Annotated in this window: 12 protein-coding genes and 8 pseudogenes; 19 read left to right on the plus strand and 1 reads right to left on the minus strand. The window is 46.1% G+C overall.

Going from position 1 to position 22412, the window contains the following annotated elements; genetic code table 11:
* Positions 1-18 precede the first annotated feature (18 nt).
* From hisG to JCM19037_RS03860, 11 genes and pseudogenes are all read left to right on the plus strand, one after another.
* Positions 19-632: pseudogene (hisG, locus tag JCM19037_RS03810) on the plus strand (ATP phosphoribosyltransferase).
* Positions 629-1923: pseudogene (hisD, locus tag JCM19037_RS03815) on the plus strand (histidinol dehydrogenase). The pseudogenes hisG and hisD overlap by 4 nt, the downstream one beginning before the upstream one ends.
* Positions 1916-2506, plus strand: a complete 591-nt coding sequence (gene hisB, locus JCM19037_RS03820; protein ID WP_042398034.1) for an imidazoleglycerol-phosphate dehydratase HisB — start codon at positions 1916-1918, stop codon at positions 2504-2506. The pseudogene hisD and the gene hisB overlap by 8 nt, the downstream one beginning before the upstream one ends.
* Positions 2507-3150 (plus strand): annotated as a pseudogene (gene hisH, locus JCM19037_RS03825) (imidazole glycerol phosphate synthase subunit HisH).
* Positions 3147-3896: a 1-(5-phosphoribosyl)-5-[(5-phosphoribosylamino)methylideneamino]imidazole-4-carboxamide isomerase gene (gene hisA / locus JCM19037_RS03830; protein ID WP_042398037.1), complete on the plus strand. Its 750-nt coding sequence runs from the start codon at positions 3147-3149 to the stop codon at positions 3894-3896. The pseudogene hisH and the gene hisA overlap by 4 nt, the downstream one beginning before the upstream one ends.
* A pseudogene (hisF, locus tag JCM19037_RS03835) lies at positions 3878-4635 on the plus strand (imidazole glycerol phosphate synthase subunit HisF). Before hisA ends, hisF begins: the two are co-directional and overlap by 19 nt.
* A pseudogene (gene hisIE / locus JCM19037_RS03840) lies at positions 4632-5250 on the plus strand (bifunctional phosphoribosyl-AMP cyclohydrolase/phosphoribosyl-ATP diphosphatase HisIE). The pseudogenes hisF and hisIE overlap by 4 nt, the downstream one beginning before the upstream one ends.
* 263 nt (positions 5251-5513) lie before the next feature.
* Positions 5514-5903: a PTS glucose transporter subunit IIA gene (locus JCM19037_RS03845; RefSeq protein ID WP_238544524.1), complete on the plus strand. Its 390-nt coding sequence runs from the start codon at positions 5514-5516 to the stop codon at positions 5901-5903.
* Positions 5904-5938: 35 nt separating this feature from the next.
* Positions 5939-6763, plus strand: coding sequence for a PRD domain-containing protein (locus JCM19037_RS03850; RefSeq protein ID WP_042398131.1), 825 nt, complete (start codon positions 5939-5941; stop codon positions 6761-6763).
* A gap of 52 nt (positions 6764-6815) precedes the next feature.
* Positions 6816-8266: pseudogene (nagE, locus tag JCM19037_RS03855) on the plus strand (N-acetylglucosamine-specific PTS transporter subunit IIBC).
* A 1060-nt stretch (positions 8267-9326) separates the two neighbouring features.
* Positions 9327-11234 carry a right-handed parallel beta-helix repeat-containing protein gene (locus JCM19037_RS03860; RefSeq protein ID WP_042398039.1) on the plus strand — a complete coding sequence of 636 codons (1908 nt, stop codon included), beginning with the start codon at positions 9327-9329 and terminating at the stop codon, positions 11232-11234.
* A 212-nt stretch (positions 11235-11446) separates the two neighbouring features.
* On the opposite strand, the pseudogene JCM19037_RS29865 reads toward JCM19037_RS03860, so the two are convergent.
* Positions 11447-12132 (minus strand): annotated as a pseudogene (locus JCM19037_RS29865) (copper homeostasis protein CutC).
* Between the two features lie 224 nt (positions 12133-12356).
* Here JCM19037_RS29865 and putP point away from each other — a divergent pair.
* The 8 genes and pseudogenes from putP to JCM19037_RS03905 all read left to right on the plus strand — a co-directional run bounded on the left by putP (position 12357) and on the right by JCM19037_RS03905 (position 22302).
* A pseudogene (gene putP, locus JCM19037_RS03870) lies at positions 12357-13867 on the plus strand (sodium/proline symporter PutP).
* 150 nt (positions 13868-14017) lie between these two features.
* Complete coding sequence (locus JCM19037_RS03875; protein ID WP_042398041.1) at positions 14018-15235, plus strand: hypothetical protein; 1218 nt, start codon at positions 14018-14020, stop codon at positions 15233-15235.
* A gap of 1001 nt (positions 15236-16236) precedes the next feature.
* Positions 16237-18912 carry a gamma-glutamyltransferase gene (locus JCM19037_RS22015; protein ID WP_052363516.1) on the plus strand — a complete coding sequence of 892 codons (2676 nt, stop codon included), beginning with the start codon at positions 16237-16239 and terminating at the stop codon, positions 18910-18912.
* The gene (locus JCM19037_RS03885; protein WP_042398043.1) at positions 18909-19277 is read left to right on the plus strand and encodes an S-layer homology domain-containing protein; all 369 of its coding nucleotides are present in this window, start codon (positions 18909-18911) and stop codon (positions 19275-19277) included. Before JCM19037_RS22015 ends, JCM19037_RS03885 begins: the two co-directional genes overlap by 4 nt.
* 100 nt (positions 19278-19377) lie before the next feature.
* Positions 19378-20034, plus strand: a complete 657-nt coding sequence (locus tag JCM19037_RS03890) for a hypothetical protein (RefSeq protein ID WP_042398045.1) — start codon at positions 19378-19380, stop codon at positions 20032-20034.
* A gap of 84 nt (positions 20035-20118) precedes the next feature.
* Positions 20119-20673: a helix-turn-helix transcriptional regulator gene (locus JCM19037_RS22020; protein ID WP_052363517.1), complete on the plus strand. Its 555-nt coding sequence runs from the start codon at positions 20119-20121 to the stop codon at positions 20671-20673.
* A gap of 65 nt (positions 20674-20738) precedes the next feature.
* Positions 20739-21353 carry a lysoplasmalogenase gene (locus JCM19037_RS03900; RefSeq protein ID WP_042398047.1) on the plus strand — a complete coding sequence of 205 codons (615 nt, stop codon included), beginning with the start codon at positions 20739-20741 and terminating at the stop codon, positions 21351-21353.
* Positions 21354-21363: 10 nt separating this feature from the next.
* The gene (locus tag JCM19037_RS03905) at positions 21364-22302 is read left to right on the plus strand and encodes an alpha/beta fold hydrolase (protein WP_042398049.1); all 939 of its coding nucleotides are present in this window, start codon (positions 21364-21366) and stop codon (positions 22300-22302) included.
* The last annotated feature ends 110 nt before the right edge of the window (positions 22303-22412 follow it).

The following is a 22412-nucleotide window of genomic DNA, read 5'->3' on the forward strand; positions in this document are numbered from 1 at the left end:
GACTGGATTACAATTGCAATGCCGAAAGGAAGAATCTTTGAAGAAGCGGCGGACCTATTAAGAAAAGCAGGTTATTCATTGCCCGATGAATTGTCAGCTGGCCGCAAACTCATCGTTGAAGCAAAAGAAGCAGGTATGAAGTTTTTTCTCGCAAAACCGATGGATGTACCGACCTATGTAGAACATGGCGTCGCCGACATTGGGGTTGCCGGAAAAGATGTATTGCTCGAAGAGCGAAGAGACGTATATGAAGTTCTAGATTTAAAAATTAGCAGCTGCTATCTCGCGGTTGCAGGATTACCTGGAACGCGCGGGGGGAAGTCGCCCCGAAAGTAGCGACGAAGTATCCGAACGTTGCAACACAATACTTTAAAGAGCAAGGGGAACAAGTTGAAGTGATACGGTTAAACGGGTCAATCGAACTGGCCCCGCTCGTCGGACTCGCTGAACGAATTGTTGATATTGTATCGACGGGAAGAACACTGAAAGAAAACGGGCTATTAGAATTGGAAACAATGGAGGCAGTCACTTCACGTCTCATTGTAAACCCTGTCAGCTATCGCATGAAAGATCAGCAGATTGATGACATTATCCATCGGTTGCAACAGATCATCGAGGAGGGGCAGAAATGAAGATTGAACACGTAGCGAGGGATCGCCCGTTAACATTAAAACGATACGGTGAAGACGAAAACCAAGCCTTCGTAACGGAGTCTGTGAGGAATATTATTCAGGACGTACGCCAGCGAGGAGACGAGGCGGTGTTCGCGTATACGAAAACGTTTGATGGTGCTGATTTGACTGATCTATTTGTATCAGCGGACGAAGTTCGGTCTGCTTATGAACGTGTTGACTGTGATGTGGTCACGGCCATTCAAAAAGCAGCAAAAAACATTCGTGAATACCATGGACACCAACAACAAAAGTCATGGATGATGACGCGAGAAGACGGTACGATGCTCGGCCAAAAAGTGACACCTCTCGACTCCGCAGGAATTTATGTTCCAGGTGGAACGGCGGCGTACCCGTCAACGATCCTCATGGATACGATTCCTGCTCTCGTCGCGGGTGTCGAGCGAATTGTGATGGCGTCACCTCCAGACGAAAGCGGGCAACTTCACCCCGCTGTACTCGTTGCAGCAGCCGAACTAGGCATTCAAACGATTGTCAAAGCCGGTGGGGCACAAGCCATTGCTGTATTAGCATACGGAACCGAAAGCATCGAACCGGTGGATAAGATTGTTGGGCCGGGGAACCAATTTGTCGCTGCGGCGAAGCGAGAAGTATACGGTCACGTCGATATTGACATGATTGCTGGGCCGAGTGAGATTGTCGTGCTTGCTGATGAATTGGCACGCGCCGATTATATTGCCGCTGACTTGTTATCTCAAGCCGAGCATGATGTTCAGGCAAGTGCCATTCTTGTGACGAATTCTGAATCGCTCGCTACACAAGTAAGCGAGCAAGTAGAAAGACAACTTCAAGGTTTGCCTCGCGAAACGATTGCAAGACAAGCGATTGCCGATTATGGAGCCATATATGTGACTGACTCAATAGAACAAGCAGTAGAGGTCGTGAACACGCTTGCGCCTGAACATTTGGAGGTGCTCACAGAGCAGCCGTTCGAATGGTTAGGAAGTATCAAACATGCCGGTGCCATTTTCCTCGGTGAGTATAGTGCAGAAGCGGTCGGGGATTATTTTGCCGGGACAAACCATGTGTTGCCAACGAACGGCACCGCGCGGTTTTCGAGCCCACTTTCGGTCGATGATTTTATGAAAAAATCAAGTGTGATTCACTATAGCAAAAAGGCGCTCGTAGATAACAGTCAGCACATTACTGCACTGGCGCGAGTTGAAGCTTTGAAGCCCATGCCCGAGCGGTAGAGATTCGAAAACGTAAGGAGCGGGATGACGATGAGTGAACGAAAAGCCGAAGTCACACGGAAAACCGGTGAGACAAAAATTGCCCTTCACCTTCAGCTTGATGGGCAAGGGGAAGGGAACATTCAGACACCCGTCCCCTTTCTTAGCCATATGCTCGATCTTTTTCAAAAGCATGGTCATGTGAACCTTACGGTCGAAGCGACTGGAGATACGGAAGTGGACGATCATCATACGACTGAAGACATCGGCATCTGTTTAGGAATCGCTCTTAAAGACGCCCTTGGAGATAAACAAGGCATTCGCCGTTATGGCAGTGCGTTCGTTCCGATGGATGACGCCCTTGCCCACGTTGTCGTTGACTTGAGCAATCGGCCGCACTTGGAGCTTCGAGGAGAAATCGGTGCGGCAAAGGTTGGAACGTTTGATACCGAACTTGTGCGAGAGTTTCTTTGGAAGTTGGCAATTGAAGCGCGAATGAATGTGCATGTGAATGTTCATTACGGGTGGAACACGCACCACATTATTGAAGCGGTCTTTAAGGCGCTCGCACGGGCGCTTGCAGAAGCGACAAGTTATGACGAGCGGGTAAAAGGCATTCCGTCGACGAAAGGGATGTTGTAAATGATCGGAATTGTCGACTACGGGATGGCAATTTGCACAGTGTGTCCAAAGCGCTTGAGCGGCTCAACGTGCCGTATGTATTAAGTGGAGACCGTGAAGAACTCGCCAAGTGTGCAGGTCTTATTTTGCCTGGTGTCGGAGCATTTGCAGATGCGATGAAAATATTGGATGAACGACGCTTAACCCCGTGGTTAAAGATGTGGGTTGCCGATGAAAAACCACTGCTCGGCATTTGCTTAGGCATGCAACTGCTCTTTGAGGAAAGTGAAGAACACGGACATACAGCTGGACTTAGCCTCTTGCCAGGTCAAGCGGTTCGATTTCGTGGCAAAACACGTGCAGGCAGGCGGTACAAAGTTCCGCACATGGGTTGGAACAAGCTCAACTACACCCAACCCGAGCATCCGCTCGTACGAGACACCGAACGAGGGCATGTATACTTTGTCCACTCTTATGTCGTTGAAGCGATGACGAGTGAAGTTGTCATCGCCACTGCCGAGTACGATGGCGATGTGCCAGCAATCGTCGGTAGAAATCACGTATTTGGCACCCAATTCCACCCTGAGAAAAGCAGCCACCTCGGCATGCAACTGTTACGCAACTACGTGACCTATGTAAAAGAAAGGCAGGCGAGCGACCAATGAGTTTTGACATATATCCCGCCATTGACGTCCGCGGCGGCAACTGTGTGCGCTTGAAACAAGGAAACTATGACGAAGAAACCATCTATCATGACTCCCCGCTAACCGTCGCTCGAGAATTCGAGCAAGCAGGTGCAACGTGGGTGCATATCGTCGATCTCGATGGTGCGCGTGAAAAGAAACCAGTGAACCATGAGAAGATTATTGAAGTGATCCGCCATACAAACCTTTCTGTACAAATTGGCGGCGGCATTCGAACGGCTTCGGATATCGAAGATTATTTACAAGCGGGCGCTGCCCGCGTGATTCTCGGATCGGTCGCCATCTCAAATCCAACGTTTGCGAAAGAGATGCTTTCCAAGTACCCCGGTCGAATTGTTATTGGTCTTGACGCCCGAAATGGGCATGTCGCCGTCAATGGTTGGCTAGAATCGTCAGAGGCGATGGTTGAAGATGTCGCACGCGAGATGCACGAGGCAGGAGCTCTCACCTTTATTTTTACAGATATACAAAAAGACGGCATGATGGAAGGGCCGAACATTGAAGCGAATGAGCAGCTTGCCCGGGCGAGTGGGGCGGGTGTGATTACTTCTGGAGGTGTGTCCACGCTCAGTGATGTAAGGAAGCTGTTGACGTTGCAAGGTGCAGGTGTTGTGGGTGCAATTATCGGAAAGGCGCTGTATACTGGGGCCATTGATCTTGAGGAAGCGTTGAAAGAGGTGGCCGAGTCGTGCTCACAAAGCGATTGATTCCGTGTTTGGATGTGAAGGATGGCCGAGTCGTGAAAGGGGTACAGTTTGTTGATTTGCGTGACGCGGGTGACCCGGTTGAGCTTGCTGCGTTCTACGATGAGCAAAGTGCGGATGAGCTCGTGTTTCTAGACATTTCAGCGTCTCACGAAGGTCGGAAAACGATGGTGGATGTCGTGCGTGAAGTTGCCGGCACACTCGCTATTCCGTTCACCGTCGGCGGCGGGATCAATAGCGTCGACGATATGCGGGTCATTTTACGCGCAGGTGCTGATAAAGTGTCGTTAAACACAGCAGCGGTTCTTCGACCGGCGTTGATTCGTGAAGGCGCTAATTTCTTTGGGTCGCAATGTATCGTCGTCGCGATCGATGCCAAGTGGGATGAAGGATTGTCCTCTTGGCGTGTGTATACGCACGGCGGACGGAAGCCGACCGAATGGAAAGTGACAGATTGGGTGAAAGAAGTGGTCCGGCAAGGAGCTGGAGAAATTCTCTTAACGAGCATGGACCAAGACGGGGCGAAAACTGGCTTTGACATTGCGCTCACGCGAGCGGTGAACAGTGTTGTAACGGTTCCTGTCATTGCTCCGGTGGCGCTGGGAAGCGCGAAGACTTTGCTGACGTTTTTTTACAGGCAGATGCGGATGCAGCGCTTGCCGCTTCGGTGTTTCATTATAAAGAGACGTCGGTTGCTGAAGTGAAAGAAACGTTGCGGGAAAAAGGGGTGAATGTGCGATGAACATTGCCGATCTTCGGTGGGGAGAAGATGGATTAATTCCAGTGGTTGTGCAAGATGAATTGACGAAAGACGTGCTCACACTCGCCTATATGAGCGAGGAATCGTTGAAGAAGACACTGGACACGAAAGAGACGTGGTTTTGGAGTCGTAGCCGCCAAGAACTTTGGCATAAGGGGCGACGTCAGGCAACGTGCAATCTGTCCGAGACGTGCGCTATGATTGTGACGCAGATAGTCTCGTCGTTCTCGTAAGTCCGTCAGGCCCTGCTTGTCATACGGGTTCATACAGTTGTTTTAACGACTCGTTGGTATTTGATGAACCGTCCACAACGAATGATTTTTCCATATTGAGAGAACTCCAGCAAACGATCAAAGAGCGTCAAGAAACACGACCAGAAGGTCATACACAACGTATCTGTTCGATGAAGGCGTGGATAAGATTTTAAAGAAAGTCGGCGAAGAAGCGGCTGAGATCATTATCGCTGCCAAAAATCGGGATGCAAAAGAGCTCCGATGGGAAAGTGCCGACTTCTTATTCCATTGGCTCGTCTTATTAGAGGAACAAGGGGTAAAAGTAGAAGAAATCTTGGAAACGTTGAAAGAACGTCATAAATAAACGTTTGATTCATGCCAATTGACAACATAAAGAACGAATGATAAGATTTTGGCAATCAAATAAATACGAAACGCATGTGACTAATTCGATTAGGCATGGTGGAACATTTGCTCGGGCTTTTTCGGTCTGGCTAATTCCACCATGCCTTTTTTCGTAGGAGGAGAGTTGAAAATGTTCAAGAAGCTATTCAAAAAATCAAATGACTTCGCCGTTTTGTCGCCGATGAATGGTCGTATCGTACCGATCGAAGACGTTCCCGACCTGTGTTTAGTGAAAAGATGATGGGGGATGGCGTCGCGATTTGGCCAAAGGACGGCCGGGTCGTCGCACCGGTCACAGGGGTTGTGTTACACGTACCTGACTCCAAACATGCCATTGGCTTAAAAACAGAAGATGGCACAGAAGTACTCATTCATGTAGGTCTTGAAACGGTGGCACTAGCAGGAAAAGGATTTACTGTGCATGCGAGTGTCGGCGATCAGGTAGAGGTGGGAGAGCTATTACTAGAGTGTGACTTAGCGTACATTGAGGAACATGCAAGCAGTATGATTACCCCCGTCGTCATCACGGAAAAAGCAAATGAGGATGAGTTTGTCATGAGTGAGCATGCAGAGGCTAAAGGTGGGGAAACGACAATTATGACGCGGGCGTAATGGCTAAACAAAGAAGTGAGGAGGTGATGCCGACGATGAAAATCATAAAAGTGTTGAATAACAACGCTGTTATTATTGTTGACGAAGACGAGCAGGAGCAGATCGCCATTGGCAACGGTGTTGGTTTTAATAAACGAAAACACGATCCCATCTCTGAAGAGAAAATCGAGAAACTCTTTGTGCTAAAAGAACATGAAAAATTACAAGAACTGCTCGTTCATATTCCACAAGAACATTTTCATATTTCCAAAGAAATTATTGCTCATGCAGAGAAGCAGTTGAAAACAACATTACACGATCAAATCTTGCTCGCATTGACGGATCACATCTCTTTTGCCATTGAACGTGAAGCCCAAGGCATTCACCTAAAAAATAAACTGTTAAATGAGATAAAAATCTTGTACAAAGCCGAGTATGAAATTGGTTTGTGGGCGATTGGGTTTATAAAAGATGAGATTAACGTCCAGATGCCAATTGATGAAGCGGCATTTATCGCGTTACACATCCACACGATGAAGTTCAAAGCGGGGAATGTGCAAGAAACCGTTCGGCAAACGTCAATGCTAAGAGATATGGTTGAAATTATCAAATCCAATTTACACCTCTCTTTTGCTGAGGACGCCATATCCTATGAACGGCTGATTACACACTTACGGTTTGCGCTCGCGAGAACGTATGACCAGACAGCACACGCGATGGATAAAGAAATGCAACAAATGATTAAACGAAAATTTAAAGTTTCGCACCAATGTGCCGAAGAGGTCGCGAAAACGTTAGCAAGCAAATACGATATCACGTTGCCTAAAGACGAGTTGTGCTATATTGCGTTGCATATCGAGCGACTCAGAAATACAGAGTAGAACCATTTAGGAGTTTTCTGAATTTTACTCATATTAGTAAGGGGGATTTACGATGATGAAAAAGGTTCAGAGCCTCGGTCGGTCGTTAATGCTGCCGGTGGCTGTTCTTCCGGCAGCGGCAATACTCGCCGGGGTCGGGAACTGGATTGACCGAATTTGGGAAGGAAATGCTGCTGGTGCTTTTTTATTATCTGCAGGTACGGCCATTTTGGATCACTTAGGTATATTGTTTGCGGTAGGGATTGCCATCGGCCTTTCAAAAGATAAGCACGGGGCTGCTGCACTGAGCGGGCTCGTCGGATACTTAGTCATTACACAACTACTATCGACCGACGTCGTGGCAGACTTACAAGGAACAGGTATAGAGAACGTCAATGCCGCTTTTGAAAATAGCGATAACGTATTTATTGGGATTATTACCGGCATCGTTACCGCAGCGATGTACAACCGATTCAGTGAAGTGAAGCTCCACTCCGCGCTTTCCTTTTTCAGTGGAAAAAGTTGGCACCAATCATGTCAGCTGCCGCAATGGTCGCCGTGGCCGGTGTCATGTTCTTCGTTTGGCCGGTCGTTTATACGTGGCTCGTTGCATTAGGCACAGGAATCAGTAATCTTGGGGCAACAGGGGCAGGCTTGTACGGATTCTTTAACCGTTTGCTTATCCCAACAGGGTTGCATCACGCATTAAATTCTGTTTTCTGGTTTGGTGTCGCAGGCATTAACGATATAGGTAGATTTTTAGCAAGTGAAGGTATTCAAGGCATTACCGGTCGATACCAAGCTGGGTTCTTTCCGATCATGATGTTCGGTTTACCAGCAGCGGCGCTTGCGATGTATCATACCGCTGATACTGCACGAAAGAAGCAAGCCGCTTCACTTTTAATGGCATTGGCGTTCACCTCTTTCTTTACAGGAGTGACCGAGCCACTAGAATTTTCATTTATGTTTTTAGCGCCGTTGTTATATGTCGTTCACGCCGCATTAACAGGCTTTTCCTTATTCATTGCCGCCTCGTTTGAGTGGACGTCAGGGTTTGGCTTTAGCGCTGGATTCTTGGATTATGTGCTTTCCTTTACGAACCCAATTGCCAGTCAGCCGTATATGCTGCTTCTTCAAGGGTTGTTCTTCGCTGTATTGTATTATGTCATCTTCCGCTTCTTAATCGTCAAGTTGAACTTAAAGACACCAGGTCGTGACGAAGCTGCTTTGGAAGGGCAAGAGGAATCTGTTCAAGACACAACGACCGAAGATGATCATCATGCCACGATGGCAGCTAGCATTTATAGTGGACTCGGTGGGGTGGAGAACGTTGATAGCATTGACTATTGCACCACTCGCCTGAGAGTCGAAGTGAAAGATATGGACAACGTCAATCAAGACCGCATCAAAGCAACAGGTGTACCAGGCGTCAATGTTGTCGGCAAGCATAGCATTCAAGTCATTGTCGGAACCGATGTCCAATTCGTCGCCGATGAAGTAAATCGCCTGAGAGAAAAGGAATAAGTGCATTTTACAAAAACTAACCTGCCCAGGTTAGGTTTTTGTAGTTACTCGGAGAGTGCGTCTGGATTCTATATAGGATGATCTTAAGATCTTCCTAATTTGGGCTGTGGTTTGTGGTTTTCTATTATAGGCAGATACCTATGATCCAGAGTACAAGGGCGACATCGCCTCACACTGCGCTCCACTTGTGCTCGTTGTATCTGCTACGCGGTTCAGACCATAAGTTCAACATCGGTTCGCCTATTTTGTCTGCTCGCTAACGTGTATAGAAAGAAGTTCAAGTGCTCATACATTCATTTATGAGGCACTTAGGAAGGAAAAGTCACCATTTTAAAATTGGATCTGCACATAAACGGGGTCAACTGTCACATAGCGCGATATACGTGACAGTTGTGCGCCTAAATTGCTCGTTTTGACGGCTGTATTGTCATATAAAAGAGTGAAAGGCCGTAGCATTCCTTGAACGAGTTGGGCAACTATCGATCACATCTGTTTACCGTCCGGAAAACGCTCGCCGTGTTGTCTGCAACTCTCTTAGTGATGAACAACGATTGGCGCTGAAGAAGTCGGAGTGAAACAAGATGAACTGCGACAGACAGTACGGTGACACTCACTCGCAAATTGCCCTCTGTTAGTAGCTAAACAGTTTCAATTCGGTCCGTCTTTCCCACGCGTCAATCCCATGTCGTTCTAATCAACGGTATGAAATAAGCGACGTTGTGCAACTCGAGGTTCTTAGTTGTGGTATTGAACTCTATGTATGAACATAATCAGTCAATGACAGGGATAGGATTTTGAGCAACATGGTTGTAGAAGACATTCATTGCTACGATCTGTTGTGAGTTCTTGACGATGAACTATGAGCTTTATCGGTCGATATTTCTTCCTTCATTACATATTTCTTTTATTCGATTTACAAAGATTGCTTTTCTATCATTTTTTCACTCCCTGCCTTTTCTCGTGTAATTACCTCCAAAGCGGGTAGGAACACAAGAATATTATGTAAGGGTGCATAGCATAGTTACAGAACTAACTAGAACAATAGAAAGGAGGAATTGTTATGATTGTAACAACGTATGCAGATTTACTTGCAGCCCTTGCCGCTGGTATTCCGGTAATCATAGTGGCGAATGACCTGGTAGCGACTAGTACAGCCACTGTCAATTATTCAGTGGAGATTCAAGGAGCAAATCCAAATATAACGATTACTCGTTCCTCTGCATTTACAGGAGACGTTTTTTTCGTTACAAATTCTGGACAACTGACGGTTAATGCACTTGTCTTAGACGGGCAAGAGGTTACGTCTACAACACTAGTAAGAGCTTTAGGTCCGGTTGTGATGGGCGCAGTAACGTTGCGAAATTCTACTTCTAGCACGAGAGGAGCCGCGCTTCTCGTGCAGGGGACTAGCGCAATATTGAACGGAGTGACGATTTTTAATTGTTTTTCACCAATTGAAGCAGGGACCATCTATGTCACCGTCCCAAACAGTAGCCTTACGCTTACAGATTGCATAATTAGTGGAAACGAATCTGGGGGCAACGGTGGAGCTTTGTTTATGAATGAGTTCACAAATTTCCAGTGTACACGAACGATATTTGCACAAAATGTAGCCGGAATTAACGGAGGCGCTTTTTTCTTAAATACAGATATAACGGCTGTTATTACGGATTGTCAGTTTATTGACAACACCGCTGCCGATGGTGGAGCAATTTTCATTAATCCGAGAACATCATTAACCGTATCGGGTAGTGGATTTTCAAATAATGTTGCAACCTTAAATGGCGCAGGTATTTACTTGAATGCTGAAAGTGCAGCAACGATCACAACGAGTACATTTAGAGGGAATCAAGCACCATTTGGAGGCGGTGTATTTACGAATTTAAATTCTTCACTCGTACTTGATAGTAACCGATTTGAAGAAAATCAAGCAACTTCTGCGGGGGCTGGGTTGTTTATGAATGTTGACAGCGCAGCAGCAACTTCAAACAACACTTTTGAAAATAATCAAGCCCCGCAAGGGGCAGCAATATTTGTAAATGTGGTTGCTGTACTACAATCAAATGCAGATATTTTGTTTAGCAATCAGGCAAATGGAGAAGGTGGAGGGTTGTTCATAAACAGTGATGCAAGTGTGAGTGCCACAAACCTTCAAGCAGCTGTAAACACGGCGAGCACGGGTGGTGCAGTGTTTAATAACGGAGGAAGCCTCACATTACAGAATAGTGAGATCTTTGGGAACACTGCGTCTGTGCAAGGCGGGGCCATCTTTAACGCGGGTACGTTAAATTTCGTTGGAACGAGTAACTTTGGACCGTTTGGTTCGAATAATGCACCTCTTGCCCCAGGAATTTACAATGCTGGCACGTTAAATGGTCAAGATGCACTTTTCGTCCCTGACGGAGTGTTTATTGAATCCGCAGACAATGTCGTTCAACTAACAGCCCCACTTTCACCTAATGCGGTTATCCAACTAAACGAATCGGATTATGTGGCTCCTGATCCGGCCAACAGTCCCATTGTCGTCGGGGTTGCAACGCCCTCTTACCCTGTTCTCACACAAGAAGATGCTAATCGATTCATCAAACCACCAGCGGGGTTTGAAGACTGGCAAGTAGCATTGATCGATAATCAAATTGTGCTCGTATTCAACCCAATGGTTGGACCATTTAGAATTACGTATATCGGTGTCATTGGAAGAAACCCGAATCCTAACTCTTATACTGCAGACGACTTGCCGATCGTCTTACAAGATCCAGAACCCGTAGAAGGGCTTCAATTTATCGGATGGTTTGACGCATTAGGAAACCAAGTGACAGTCATTCCAGAAGGAACGACTGGAGATCTCGTCCTGTATGCAAGGTACAACACGGTCAACCCACCTGATGTAAGCGGTACTGTCATTTTATCCAGTTCAATATCCATCTGTTTTTGTAATAACGATTGCCCGTGCGAATCATGTGAATGAATAAAAGGAAATCACTATAAAAGATGAGCTTTAGTTATTGCTTATTCAGAATGCAAAACTCGGAATAATTCTGCTTCATAAGAAGATTCAACACCCTCCAGTAAGCGGATAAATTCTGACCGAGTACTAACAAAAAATATACACGCTAATGATACTGAATCGATCCGATCACAAAAATGAGAGCGCGGTGATTTCGCACCGCGCTCTCATTTTTATAGGTAGTGATTCATTATCTTCATTTTCTCGGGATCAATGGGAAGGTGCATATTTCCATCTTGTCTTACTCCGGTTCCGAGATGGTATTCTTCTGCACACAGTTCCCTGTGAAGGTTTGGGAGCTCTTCGGGTTTGATTCCACTACCGACGAGTATGGTAGGGCCATTTAATTGTTTTGACTTGGCAATCAATTGTTGGAGTTGGGGGATGGCGTCTTTTGCTTTCTGCTCTCCTCCAGATGTGAGAATTCTAGCGATTTGTTTTTTGTATTTATTTAGAAGCACGTATCCTTCTTGTTGAGAGCGAAGGGTGTCAAAGGCACGGTGAAGGTAATATCAAATCCATCAGCCCTTTCCAACACCTTGTTTAATAGGGTTTCATCGATTTGTCCACCTTCAGTCGTACAGCCAAAGACGATGCGGCGTCCACCTAATGAACGGACCATGTCGATGTCATCTCGGATGATGTCCCAATCGGTTTTCGTATACACAAATCCGTGGCTGTGTGGTCGAATCATCACTTGAACAGGAATTGCAGCTGTTTGCAATGCATGTTTTATTGTCCCGTAACTCGGCGTCAATCCTCCTTCAGCCATTGCGCTAACGAGCTCAACACGGTCTGCCCCCAACTGGACGGCTTGCTTCGTATCTTCATGATTGAGTGTAATGACTTCGATTCGCATTCAAGGTCCCCCTTTTCATGTCTACTTTATCAGAAACAGAGGGAAGGAAAATCAAACTGCGATTTTGTTGTAATTTTCTGTTAAAATAAACAAAAACGAAGGGGTGAACGTATGGAGATGTTCGGGCTGCCGTTGGCAACGGCGTTATGGTTAGTCATACCAATGCCACTCACCATTGTGCTATCTGCAATTAGTTATTATTTTTGGAAGAGGGGTGAAACTTAATGGGTGGTATCGAGATTCCTACACTGATTACGTTTATTGTTTACCTTATTGGGATGGCGATCTGTGGCATCATCTTTTATCGCCTTACGTCCAATATGAGTGATTATGTTCTTGGAGGGCGGAGTTTAAATGGTTGGGTCGCTGCTTTAAGCGCTGGGGCATCAGATATGAGTAGCTGGATGCTCATCGCATTGCCAGGGACGATCTACTTAAACGGGCTGAGTGAAATCTGGTTGCGATCGGGCTAACGATTGGTGCATACTTAAACTGGCAGTTTTTAGCGAAACGGCTACGCCGGTATACACAAATTGCAAATAACGCCATTACTTTACCAGACTTTCTTGAAAACCGCTTTCGTGACAATACTAGAATTCTACGTGTCGTTTCGGCATTTTTTATTCTTTTATTCTTTACGTTTTACACGTCCTCAGGGTTAGTTGGCGGGGCAGTATTGTTCTCTGGAACGTTTAATTGGGATTATGAAGTGGCGCTAATTATCGGCACGATTGCCATTGTTTCGTATACATTTCTCGGAGGGTTTTTGGCGATTAGTTATACGGACTTCTTTCAAGGCACGCTCATGCTCCTTGCACTTGTAATAGTGCCGATTGTAGCCGTTTATGAGATTGGGAGTTGGGACTCGGCAGTCACTTCTGTCGCGGAGATTAATCCAGAATATTTGGACGCTTTTGCCGGAACGTCGGTAATTGCAATCGTTTCTTTGCTCGGCTGGGGGCTTGGTTACTTCGGTCAACCTCACATTATTACAAGATTTATGGCGATTCGCTCGGAGCGTGACGTACCTACGGGGCGTCTCGTCGGAATGACGTGGATGGTCATTTCCCTTTTTGGTGCAATCTTTGTTGGCGTTCTTGGTATTGCCTATTTTGATGGAATCGGAGCGGGTACACCTCTAGATAACCACGAGACTGTATTCATTATTTTTAGCCAAGTGCTTTTTAACCCTTGGGTTGCTGGATTTCTGCTTGCGGCAATTCTTTCGGCAATTATGAGCACGGTTGACTCGCAACTGCTCGTCTCTTCGAGTGCGCTTGCTGAAGATTTCTATAAAGGTTTCATTCGCCCAAAAGCGTCTCAAAAAGAACTTGTTTGGATTGGTAGGTTTGGGGTTGTCCTCATTGCACTCGTGGCCATGATACTCGGGTTCGACTCAGATAATACCGTGTTGGAACTTGTTGAGTATGCATGGGGAGGATTTGGCGCTGCATTCGGACCCGTAATGCTGTTCTGTTTGTTTTGGAGGCGGATGACGGTGTGGGGAGCGGTAGCGGGTATTACAACCGGTGGACTCACAGTAATTATCTGGTCGCAGTTCCAAGGGGGTCTGTTTGATTTGTATGAACTCGTACCTGGATTTTTGCTCGGTAGTTTGGCCATAGTAATCGTTAGTTTGCTAGGTAAAAAACCATCTCAAGAAATTATTGATGAATTTGCGTTTGTGGAAGAGGCAGAATATGATGAAACGAAACGAGTGTATTATAGACGTTAGAATGGTGAAGCTACACGAGGAATAAAGAGCGTTTGATCACATACATTGCAAAAGATGGCAGGAAATGAATTTCCAGATAAAGTAGATTCTGAACACGTTTTCGTATAGAATCAAGTTGATAATGCTCAGACGAGGCAGGTGAACGAGCAAGTGAAACGCTTTCTACTATTGATGGGTTGTGCAGCCATGCTTGCTGCCTGTACCGTTGAGGAAGAACAATTTGAACCTGAAGAGCAGGAAGAAATTGATGAACATTCATATGACTTTGGCTCATTTGATCGCTTTACGAGCACATCTCCTGCAGAATGGATGCAGGCAGAACCTGGTGATTATCATACAGAAGACTTTGATGATGAAGAAGTGCTTGAAATACTAAGAGAGTCTGCGGATTTAGGAGTGTCAGACGAAGAACTATTCTATCAGATGTTGGACCTTGCAGCTTTTGATTACCGAGACGATTACACGTATTTCATGCAATTCGATGAGATTCAATCAGAAATTGCATCTGTAGGGGCAAACTTGATGGATGAAGGCATGCAAGTGAACATCCACTTGCTTTACGATGCCAACATCGGCACGGATGCTGACGATGAAGTATTAGGGCTTTTACAAGATTTCATGCAGGACATGCCGGACGATACAAATGTATCCCTCTTGAGCTACGGCGCGGAAGCAGAGAGTGGCGAACGTTCTTGCGACAGTATTCATGAGATTCATCCGCTTGACAGTTACGATGAGCGTCTACTTCAGGAGGGGGTTGGCATTGAGCCTGGGGCGTCAGTTCCGCTCTCTAGCGCACTGAATGAAGTTGAAGTTCATTACAGTGATTATGAAAAAACAATCGTGTATGTCGTTGCTTCCGGTGCGGATACGTGTGGTGGCGATCCGGCTCATGCAGCTGAAATGTTAGATGCTGTCGTCCATGTAATTGGGTACAACGTCGACCCGAATGAACGGGAAGCTCTTGAGAGCGTTGCATCTAGCAGTGAAGGCACATTTACACACGTGGAGGAAGTCGAAGGCTTCCAGCGTGTAATTCAGGAAGCGTCGATCTACACGATTCAAGCGTGGAGAGACTGGCAAGTTGAATTCATCGAAGACAAGCGGGCACAGCAAATGGAACATATCGATGATTCCAGGGAACGGCAAGATGAGATGAATGAACGAACGAGAGAAGAACAAGATCGTCTACGCCATTTAACCGATCAGCTTGAAGAAGAAGGCTATCGTGTCAATGGGGCATACATTCGCTCCATGATCAATGAGCGAGCTGTGTCCCTTCGAACGTACATGTTTGAAACAGCAATTGAATTTCGAGACGAAGCGTTTCAAGCAAGCTTAGATCCGATTGAAGAAGATCAAGAATAGACATGAACAAAAAACCATCTATATGAAGAAGTCTGATTTTGAGCTTGTATCTGCTCTCAACCATTGTTGAGGTAGTGTTTGCTCAGATATACTTCTAGCTGTATAACATTTGGTGATTTATAGGAGATCGGCGATCTAGATCGCGGTAAAAAGGCTGATTTCACCCGATGCGGGTGAAATCAGCCTTTTGCGCGCTAGTTTCCCTCATCTGCGCTCAATCCGCCAAACTCCTGCGCAGTTTGTTCGAACTGGAGCGCAGATTCCAGGCTGAAGTGCAAACGAAACCGCACTCGGTTCGGCGTGGCTCGCGCCGACGTCTTGTGGGCACTTCGGCTCGGGGATGTACACGTGACCCAGTAATTTGTTACCGAGTTCGCTCATTCTGTTCCCTAGTTTATGTGAATAGCCCACTTTTCCTGCGATTTCCCCCAACTTGAAAACTGATCGACCGCAACTCGAGTACAGTTCCCATTTGACTAAGCCGACACCGATTCTTTAGGAGATGCTTTCGTTCAACATATACAGATCACTTCAGATCGCTATAGAGCACTATTGCTTCCCTCACTCTGGGCGATCTATGAACGTTTGTTTCTGTGCTGCAGAACTATTCACTCTGTTTGTCCATGTAAACCTCAAGAGCTAGCAACCATCTTCTTCACCTCTGGTGCCGATGATAAAACGAACGAGACGTCGGCATGACTCATGCTGACGTCTCGTTTTCCTATATGACAAAAAAGGTCGTAGAACTACTTACGCCGAGCGAAAGAAATGAGGTTTGATGCAATTTCAACATCAAGAACTAGTGAATTTCTTTATTGCAACCCATCTAGTACGTCTATGATGGGTTTTTTGTCCCTTAAAATCATTAATTTAACGGATACTTGACGATATATATTCCTAAAAGTCGACCATTTTTTTCTACTTGCTAGGGAATAATACCTGTTATAGTATGCCTATATAGGAATTAATCATCAATTTAAGGAAGGTATTGGAGGGTTTTGATGAAACGGCGACATCAAAAGTGGAGAAGTTTAGTATTGCTCGGTGGTGTGATGGGTGCCACGCTTGGAGTGGACCACGGGCTTGCGAACAGCGGCCACGAAATGTCAGGCTTTGGCGGGGCGGTGTCTTCTGAAGACGAGCATGCGAGTCAAGCGGGGATGGATATGTTAAACAACGGCGGCAATGCTGTAGATGCAGCGATTGCAGTTGCAGCCATGCAAGGGGTTACCCGCCCGTACTCTGGAGGTATTGGTGGAGGCGGAGTGATGAACCTTTACTTAAAAGAGACAGATGAACATATTATGATTAATAGTTTGCCAGTTACGCCAGCGTCTTTTCATGATCGTACATATTTTAATGAGCAAACGGGTAGTTTGTACAATCAAGCGACTCGTACGAGTAGTGGAGCGGCTTTTTCAATCCCGGGTACGGTCAAGCATTGGGAGCATGTGATTGAGGAATACGGTTCTTTGCCAATGGAAGATGTGCTAAGTCCGGCCATTGAATTGGCAAGGTCGGGGTTTGTTGCAGATGCAAATTATGTGAGTGAAACGAATCGACATGCGGATCGGTTTCGACTGTTCACCTCTTCCAGTGATTTATTTTTAGACGGTGGTTCGGTTCCCGCAGCCGGAGATACGATTACGAATCGTGACTTGGCTCGTTCATATGAATTAATTGCCGAGCACGGGGCCAGCGTATTTTATGATGGAGAGATTGCGGATGCAATGAGAGATACCATCAATGAACCCCCAACGGTTTCTAATCCTAGTTTGAACGTATTAGCGGGAGATGTGACGAGCGCTGATTTTTCAAATTATGAAATTATTAAAGAGGAGCCGATTCACTCTACCTATCGTGAATATGATGTATACGGCGCACCACCTGCTTCTAGTGGTGGTGTGACGATTGCTTCAATGTTGAACATGTTAGAAAATGAAAACCTATCAAACATGTCCAAAGAGGACGCGTATCATTATTATTTGGAGTCCAGTCGGTATGCGTTTGCGGATCGAAGAGCTTATTTAGGGGACCCGGAGGTTTCTGATGTCCCTGTCAATGAGCTCCTCTCGGACCGGTATACGCAATTTCGCCACAGCCAACTAGGCGAGCGAGCCGCGATCGGTCAAGTGCCGCCAGGTAACCCACGAGGTGTTTTAGAAAGCTCACCGAACTTGGCGTATGATTTTGATGAGGAAAACGGACAAGAATGGTCAAAAGAAGCGTTCTATCGATTAGATTATGGACCGGCCAACAGTCCATTTGATGCCGATTTCAACGTGCGAAATGGGCAAGGAGAGATCTCTCTATCAGAACGTTTGCCGACACGCGGTAGTGCGTATGGAAGGGCAGCGGCGAATGTAGAGCCTTCGTATGAGCAGGAGGTTCGCTTAACCGTAAATGCCGACCATACCGATAGCGACCAGCGATTGCGGCTATTTTTAGCCGGTGACGTTTGGCAGTCTGGAGGCAGTCAACCTGAGAATGGTTACGGACTAGAACTGCGTCTGGACCGGGATGAAATCCGTCTGTTTAGCATTGTTGATGGGACGAGCCATACATTGCAAACGACTTCTTATGCTTTAGAGGATCGCGAGCATGAGCTTGCGTTCGTTCACACGAACAATCACTTGTATGCAAAAGCTTGGGCATCAGAGGAAGAAGAGCCTCGGGATTGGACATTGTCTTCGATGTTGAGTGGGCCAATGACGATAAACCAGCCAGGAAGATTTATGCTGAGTGCCATTAACTTTAGTTACGATAATACGCAGCAGTTTTCCCTAGATCGTGTGAATGTCCGCTCATTAGACAATGACCGTGTCCACACGCTTCGCTCTGAAGAAGAAGCCGAACCGGCAGAGCGTCAAGAGTTACCAGATGAAGATGCGGATGGGTTTGAAATTGAAGAAGAACGAAGCGATGAATCGACCATTCATTTAGCCACATCGGACGCTGAAGGAAATGTCGTCAGTTATACGAATACGATCGTGTCGATCGGCGGCAACGGCATGGTTGTGCCTGGGTACGGGTTTCTATTAAACAACGACGCGTACAACCGCATCCCTACTGAACACCCAACTCACCCGAACTATCCGCAGCCAGGGATGAGAACGCTCAGTAGCATGAGCCCAACGATTGTGATGAAAGACGGGAACCCTGTCGTCACCGTCGGCGCACCGGGGAGCGACACGATCATCACGACGGTCGCCCAAATCTTAATGAATTACTTAGATCGAGACCTGTCGCTCACCGAAGCAATTGAAGAACCAAGAATTACGCAAAGAAATAATTTTAACGCGCACACTGAATTCGAAGGCCGATATGAAAGTGAGACCTCTGACCTTAGAAGGGCATTAGAAGAGCGGGGTCATATCGTTCGCGAAGGTCTGCACGAAATCGGAGCGGCGACAGGCATTGCTTTTCATGAAGATGGTCGGGTGAGTGCAGCAGCAGAGGCCGAGCGTCGTGGCGGTGGTTCTGCACTCGTGCAACAACAACTGTTTTCGGATGTGCCTCCGGATACATTTGCGTACGATGCCATTATGAATTTAACTGCGCAGGGCATTCTAACCGGGTATTCTGACGGCACGTATCGACGGTCACAAGCCGTGAATCGTGGGCAATCGGCTCGCATTATTGCCCGAGCACTCGAGCTGCCATCCCAGAAGAGGTGACCGAGTCACCGTTCGCTGACGTACCCGCTAGCAATGTGTATGCCGATGTAGCGACTGTCATGAAAGAAACAGGCATTATGGTTGGTCAACAAAACAATACGATTTTTAACGCTGGCGAAGGTTTGACGAGAGAGCAAATGGCGAGTGTTCTCGTCAGAGCATTTGATTTGGAGTCGCTCGGAGGGAATCCAGAAGTGATTGACTTGAACGACAGCTCAGATGTACACCGAGAAAACATTTTAATTTTAACCGAGCATGGAATTACACAAACCGAAGACCAGCGCTTCCGTCCACGGGAAGTTGTGAACCGTGGTCAAATGGCATTGTTTATTGATCGGATACTGACAAACGTACATGTAGAATAACCGTTGTGGTCACACACCAAAGATCGGTGTGTGGCCGTTTCGCATTATAATCAGAAGGTTATGATATGATATCAGAAGACATTCACAAGGTGGTTAGCGGATGACGAACAGCGGAGGAAAGCCAAATGTACAGGTTGCGTATGAGATCGGCATGTTCTTTCTTGCCGCTTTTTCGGTCTCGACGCTTTGGGTAAATACGGGCGTGGACGATTATATTGTGTGGGGAACGTGGGCGGTGTTTTTTGTTGATTTCCTCGTGCGTATTATAAAAAGTGAAGATCGTGTGGAGTTCCTGAAGGCAAACCCGCTTATTGTTGTGGCTGCCATACCGCTAGACGCGATTTTTCAGTTGGCGAGGTTCGCAAGAATCTTGCATCTTCTGCGACTGAAAACCATTACGAAATACTACACAATGCCACTTATTAAGTTTTTGAAAAAGCAAAAACTGTACGTTGTGTTAGGAGGGGCGACACTCTTCATCTTAATGCTCGTCATTCCCCTTTACGTTGCGGAAAGTGAGCTTTCCTCATTCTTTGAAACGATCTACGTGAGCTTCTTTTCCGTTGTTGTCTTCTATGCGGCTGGCTTTGAACCTGAAACACTCATCGGCATTATCATCACCGTCATCTATTCAATTCTCGGTGTCATGCTACACGGGCTTATTATTAGTACGGTGTTTGACCGCGTGTTCAATTCTGATTGGTTCCAAACGTACTGGCAAAAAGCGAAGAAAAAGAAGGAAGATATTGCGTCGTGAACCAACGGTTGACACGGGCAACGAACGGTTCATCGCTAAATGCAACAACTTGCCGTAAGGTGGTGAAGAAGGAGGAGAGAGCTAATGAAGTTACATGAACACATTCGTCGATTAAGAATGGAACATGGTCTTTCTCAAGAGCAATTAGCGTTAAAGCTCCACGTCACGAGGCAAGCGGTCTACAAGTGGGAGAACGAAAAGGCTTATCCCGATATTGAGAGGCTTGTGGAGTTAAGTCGCATTTTCGATGTGACGATTGATGAGTTGGTAAAGGGAGACGCGCAGTTTCGAGAACGAATCAAGGTGAGGAACCCTCTTCTGAAAAATACGTCCTTTCTTTCCTCGTTGCCGTATTTTAGCATTACAATTCTTCCTGTGATTGGTCCGGTCGTTGCCATGGCTGTTGGCGAGGAAGAAATCAAGCGGCATGGCAAGCGTGCGTTGTTACCGCAAGTCATATTTCTCGTGCTCATCGTTGTGTTTGCGATGTTTATATTGACTGCACCGTTGTTTTCTTTTTCTGATTCGATGTTTATGACGATTGCATTGATCTGTTTTAGTTTGTTGTTCGTATACACGGTTTCTGCGATCGTTTGGTCGTGGTTGCAAGGGATCGCGGTTTTGCGTGTGCGGGATTAAACCGTTGATGAACGGCGCGTTACAGGAGATAATGAAGATACTGACCGGGGAGGGGGTGTGTTCTTATGCAACGTCTGACAGGTTTGATCTTATTGATGAGTGCACTTTATATTTTCATTATTCCTTTACTAAATGTATCCACACATGTTGTCGTTCTGTTCAAAGTTATTCCTATGGTCCTTATTATTATTTATGGTCTTAACATTCGCACAAAAGGCTCGGGTGTGCTCGTCATGATTGGCGTCACGGTCTGTACAGTGGCAGATGTGGCGATCGCGTATTCGTTTATCGCTGGACTTGTCATCTTTTTGATCGGCCATTTATTTTATATTCCCGCGTTTTGGCATGCACGAAAAAGAGAGGCCAATCGTGTATTCGCTGTCGGAATCATTTTTATTTATATCGTATTGATTGGCTTTTTTATTATTCGTGCTTTAGTAGAATCAGGGGACATGAGTATGGTTGTTCCTGTCGTATTGTACATAGGAGTCATTGGTTCAATGGGAATTACGGCGATGCTTACGAGAAACCGCTTGGTGATTTTCGGGGCAGCTTTGTTTATTATTTCCGATAGTTTCTTGGCGTGGAACCGCTTCGTAGAACCTTTGGAACTGTCGCATGTTCTTATTATGGCAACGTATTATAGTGCACAGTATTTTATCGTAAAGAGCAGATTGTAGGAGGGTTTGGATGTTTACACAAAAAGAGTATGTGGAGATTGACGGACATGAGCATGGGATGATTATTGAAGGAACGGATAAAGAAAATCCATTATTATTGTTTGTACATGGGGGGCCAGGGTTTCCTGAATATCCATTAATGGCCGCTGAAAAACTAGCGTGGCTTGAAGATGTGACGGTCTGTTATTGGGACCAACCAGGTGCGGGCATGTCTTATAATCCGAAAACACAAGGAGAGCTTTCGATTGATCGTTACGTGAACGATTGTTTAGCAATCACGAAACATTTAAAACAGCAATGGAAACGCGAGAAGATTTATTTGTTCGGGCATTCATGGGGAAGTATGATTGCCTGTTTAACCGCCCATTCACATCCCGAGCATTTTCGTGCGTTGATTACATCGGGGCAGATGGGTAGACACCGTGAATCAACGAAAGATACGCTCAAGTTTTTGGAACGAAGTGCAGCGGTTCGTGGAGAACATGGGGTAGTAAAGCGCGTCAAAAAAGTGAAAATAGATGACACGTTACATGAAAATGCCGATTACCGAATGCTGCTTGGAAAAGTGAATAAGTACGGCGGCGGGATGAAGAAAAACGGCTACTCAAACACGAACAGCCTCGTTGATATTATGAAATGTCGTGCGTACACGTTGCGGGAACGAATGAACATTTTGCCTGGTGCGGCGCTTACGTATAAACAAGTGGGGAAAGAAATGATGGACGTAGATGTGGCCGAACGAACGAAACGTTTCGAAATGCCTGTTTATATTATGCATGGACGGTATGATTACCAGACGAGTCTTTTGGAAGCCGAGCGCTTCTTTGAAAAGATTGATGCCCCGCATAAGGATTTCCATGTGTTTGAGAATAGTGCGCATACGCCGTTTATAGAGGAACAAGATAAGTTCATACAACTATTTCAACAAATTTTGCAAATGATGGAGTGACGTCGTGAAACCTTACGTGTTTGTCGGACATCCGATTGAACGAGAGACCCGAGACTACCTCGAGCAACATTGCGAGCTGGCGGTTTGGAATGAGCCAACAAAAAAGTACC

Origin of the sequence: Geomicrobium sp. JCM 19037, from assembly GCF_000698105.1 — a bacterium.
Taxonomy (GTDB): domain Bacteria; phylum Bacillota; class Bacilli; order Bacillales; family Marinococcaceae; genus Geomicrobium_A.

Excerpts from the sequence above, each read along its gene's own strand:
- JCM19037_RS03850 (WP_042398131.1), top strand. The coding sequence starts at position 5,939 with ATGAAAATCATAAAAGTGTTGAATAACAACGCTGTTATTATTGTTGAC.
- JCM19037_RS03890 (WP_042398045.1), top strand. The coding sequence starts at position 19,378 with ATGACGAACAGCGGAGGAAAGCCAAATGTACAGGTTGCGTATGAGATC.
- hisB (WP_042398034.1), top strand. The coding sequence starts at position 1,916 with ATGAGTGAACGAAAAGCCGAAGTCACACGGAAAACCGGTGAGACAAAA.
- JCM19037_RS03860 (WP_042398039.1), top strand. The coding sequence starts at position 9,327 with ATGATTGTAACAACGTATGCAGATTTACTTGCAGCCCTTGCCGCTGGT.
- hisA (WP_042398037.1), top strand. The coding sequence starts at position 3,147 with ATGAGTTTTGACATATATCCCGCCATTGACGTCCGCGGCGGCAACTGT.
- JCM19037_RS03900 (WP_042398047.1), top strand. The coding sequence starts at position 20,739 with ATGCAACGTCTGACAGGTTTGATCTTATTGATGAGTGCACTTTATATT.
- JCM19037_RS03905 (WP_042398049.1), top strand. The coding sequence starts at position 21,364 with ATGTTTACACAAAAAGAGTATGTGGAGATTGACGGACATGAGCATGGG.
- JCM19037_RS22020 (WP_052363517.1), top strand. The coding sequence starts at position 20,119 with ATGAAGTTACATGAACACATTCGTCGATTAAGAATGGAACATGGTCTT.
- JCM19037_RS22015 (WP_052363516.1), top strand. The coding sequence starts at position 16,237 with ATGAAACGGCGACATCAAAAGTGGAGAAGTTTAGTATTGCTCGGTGGT.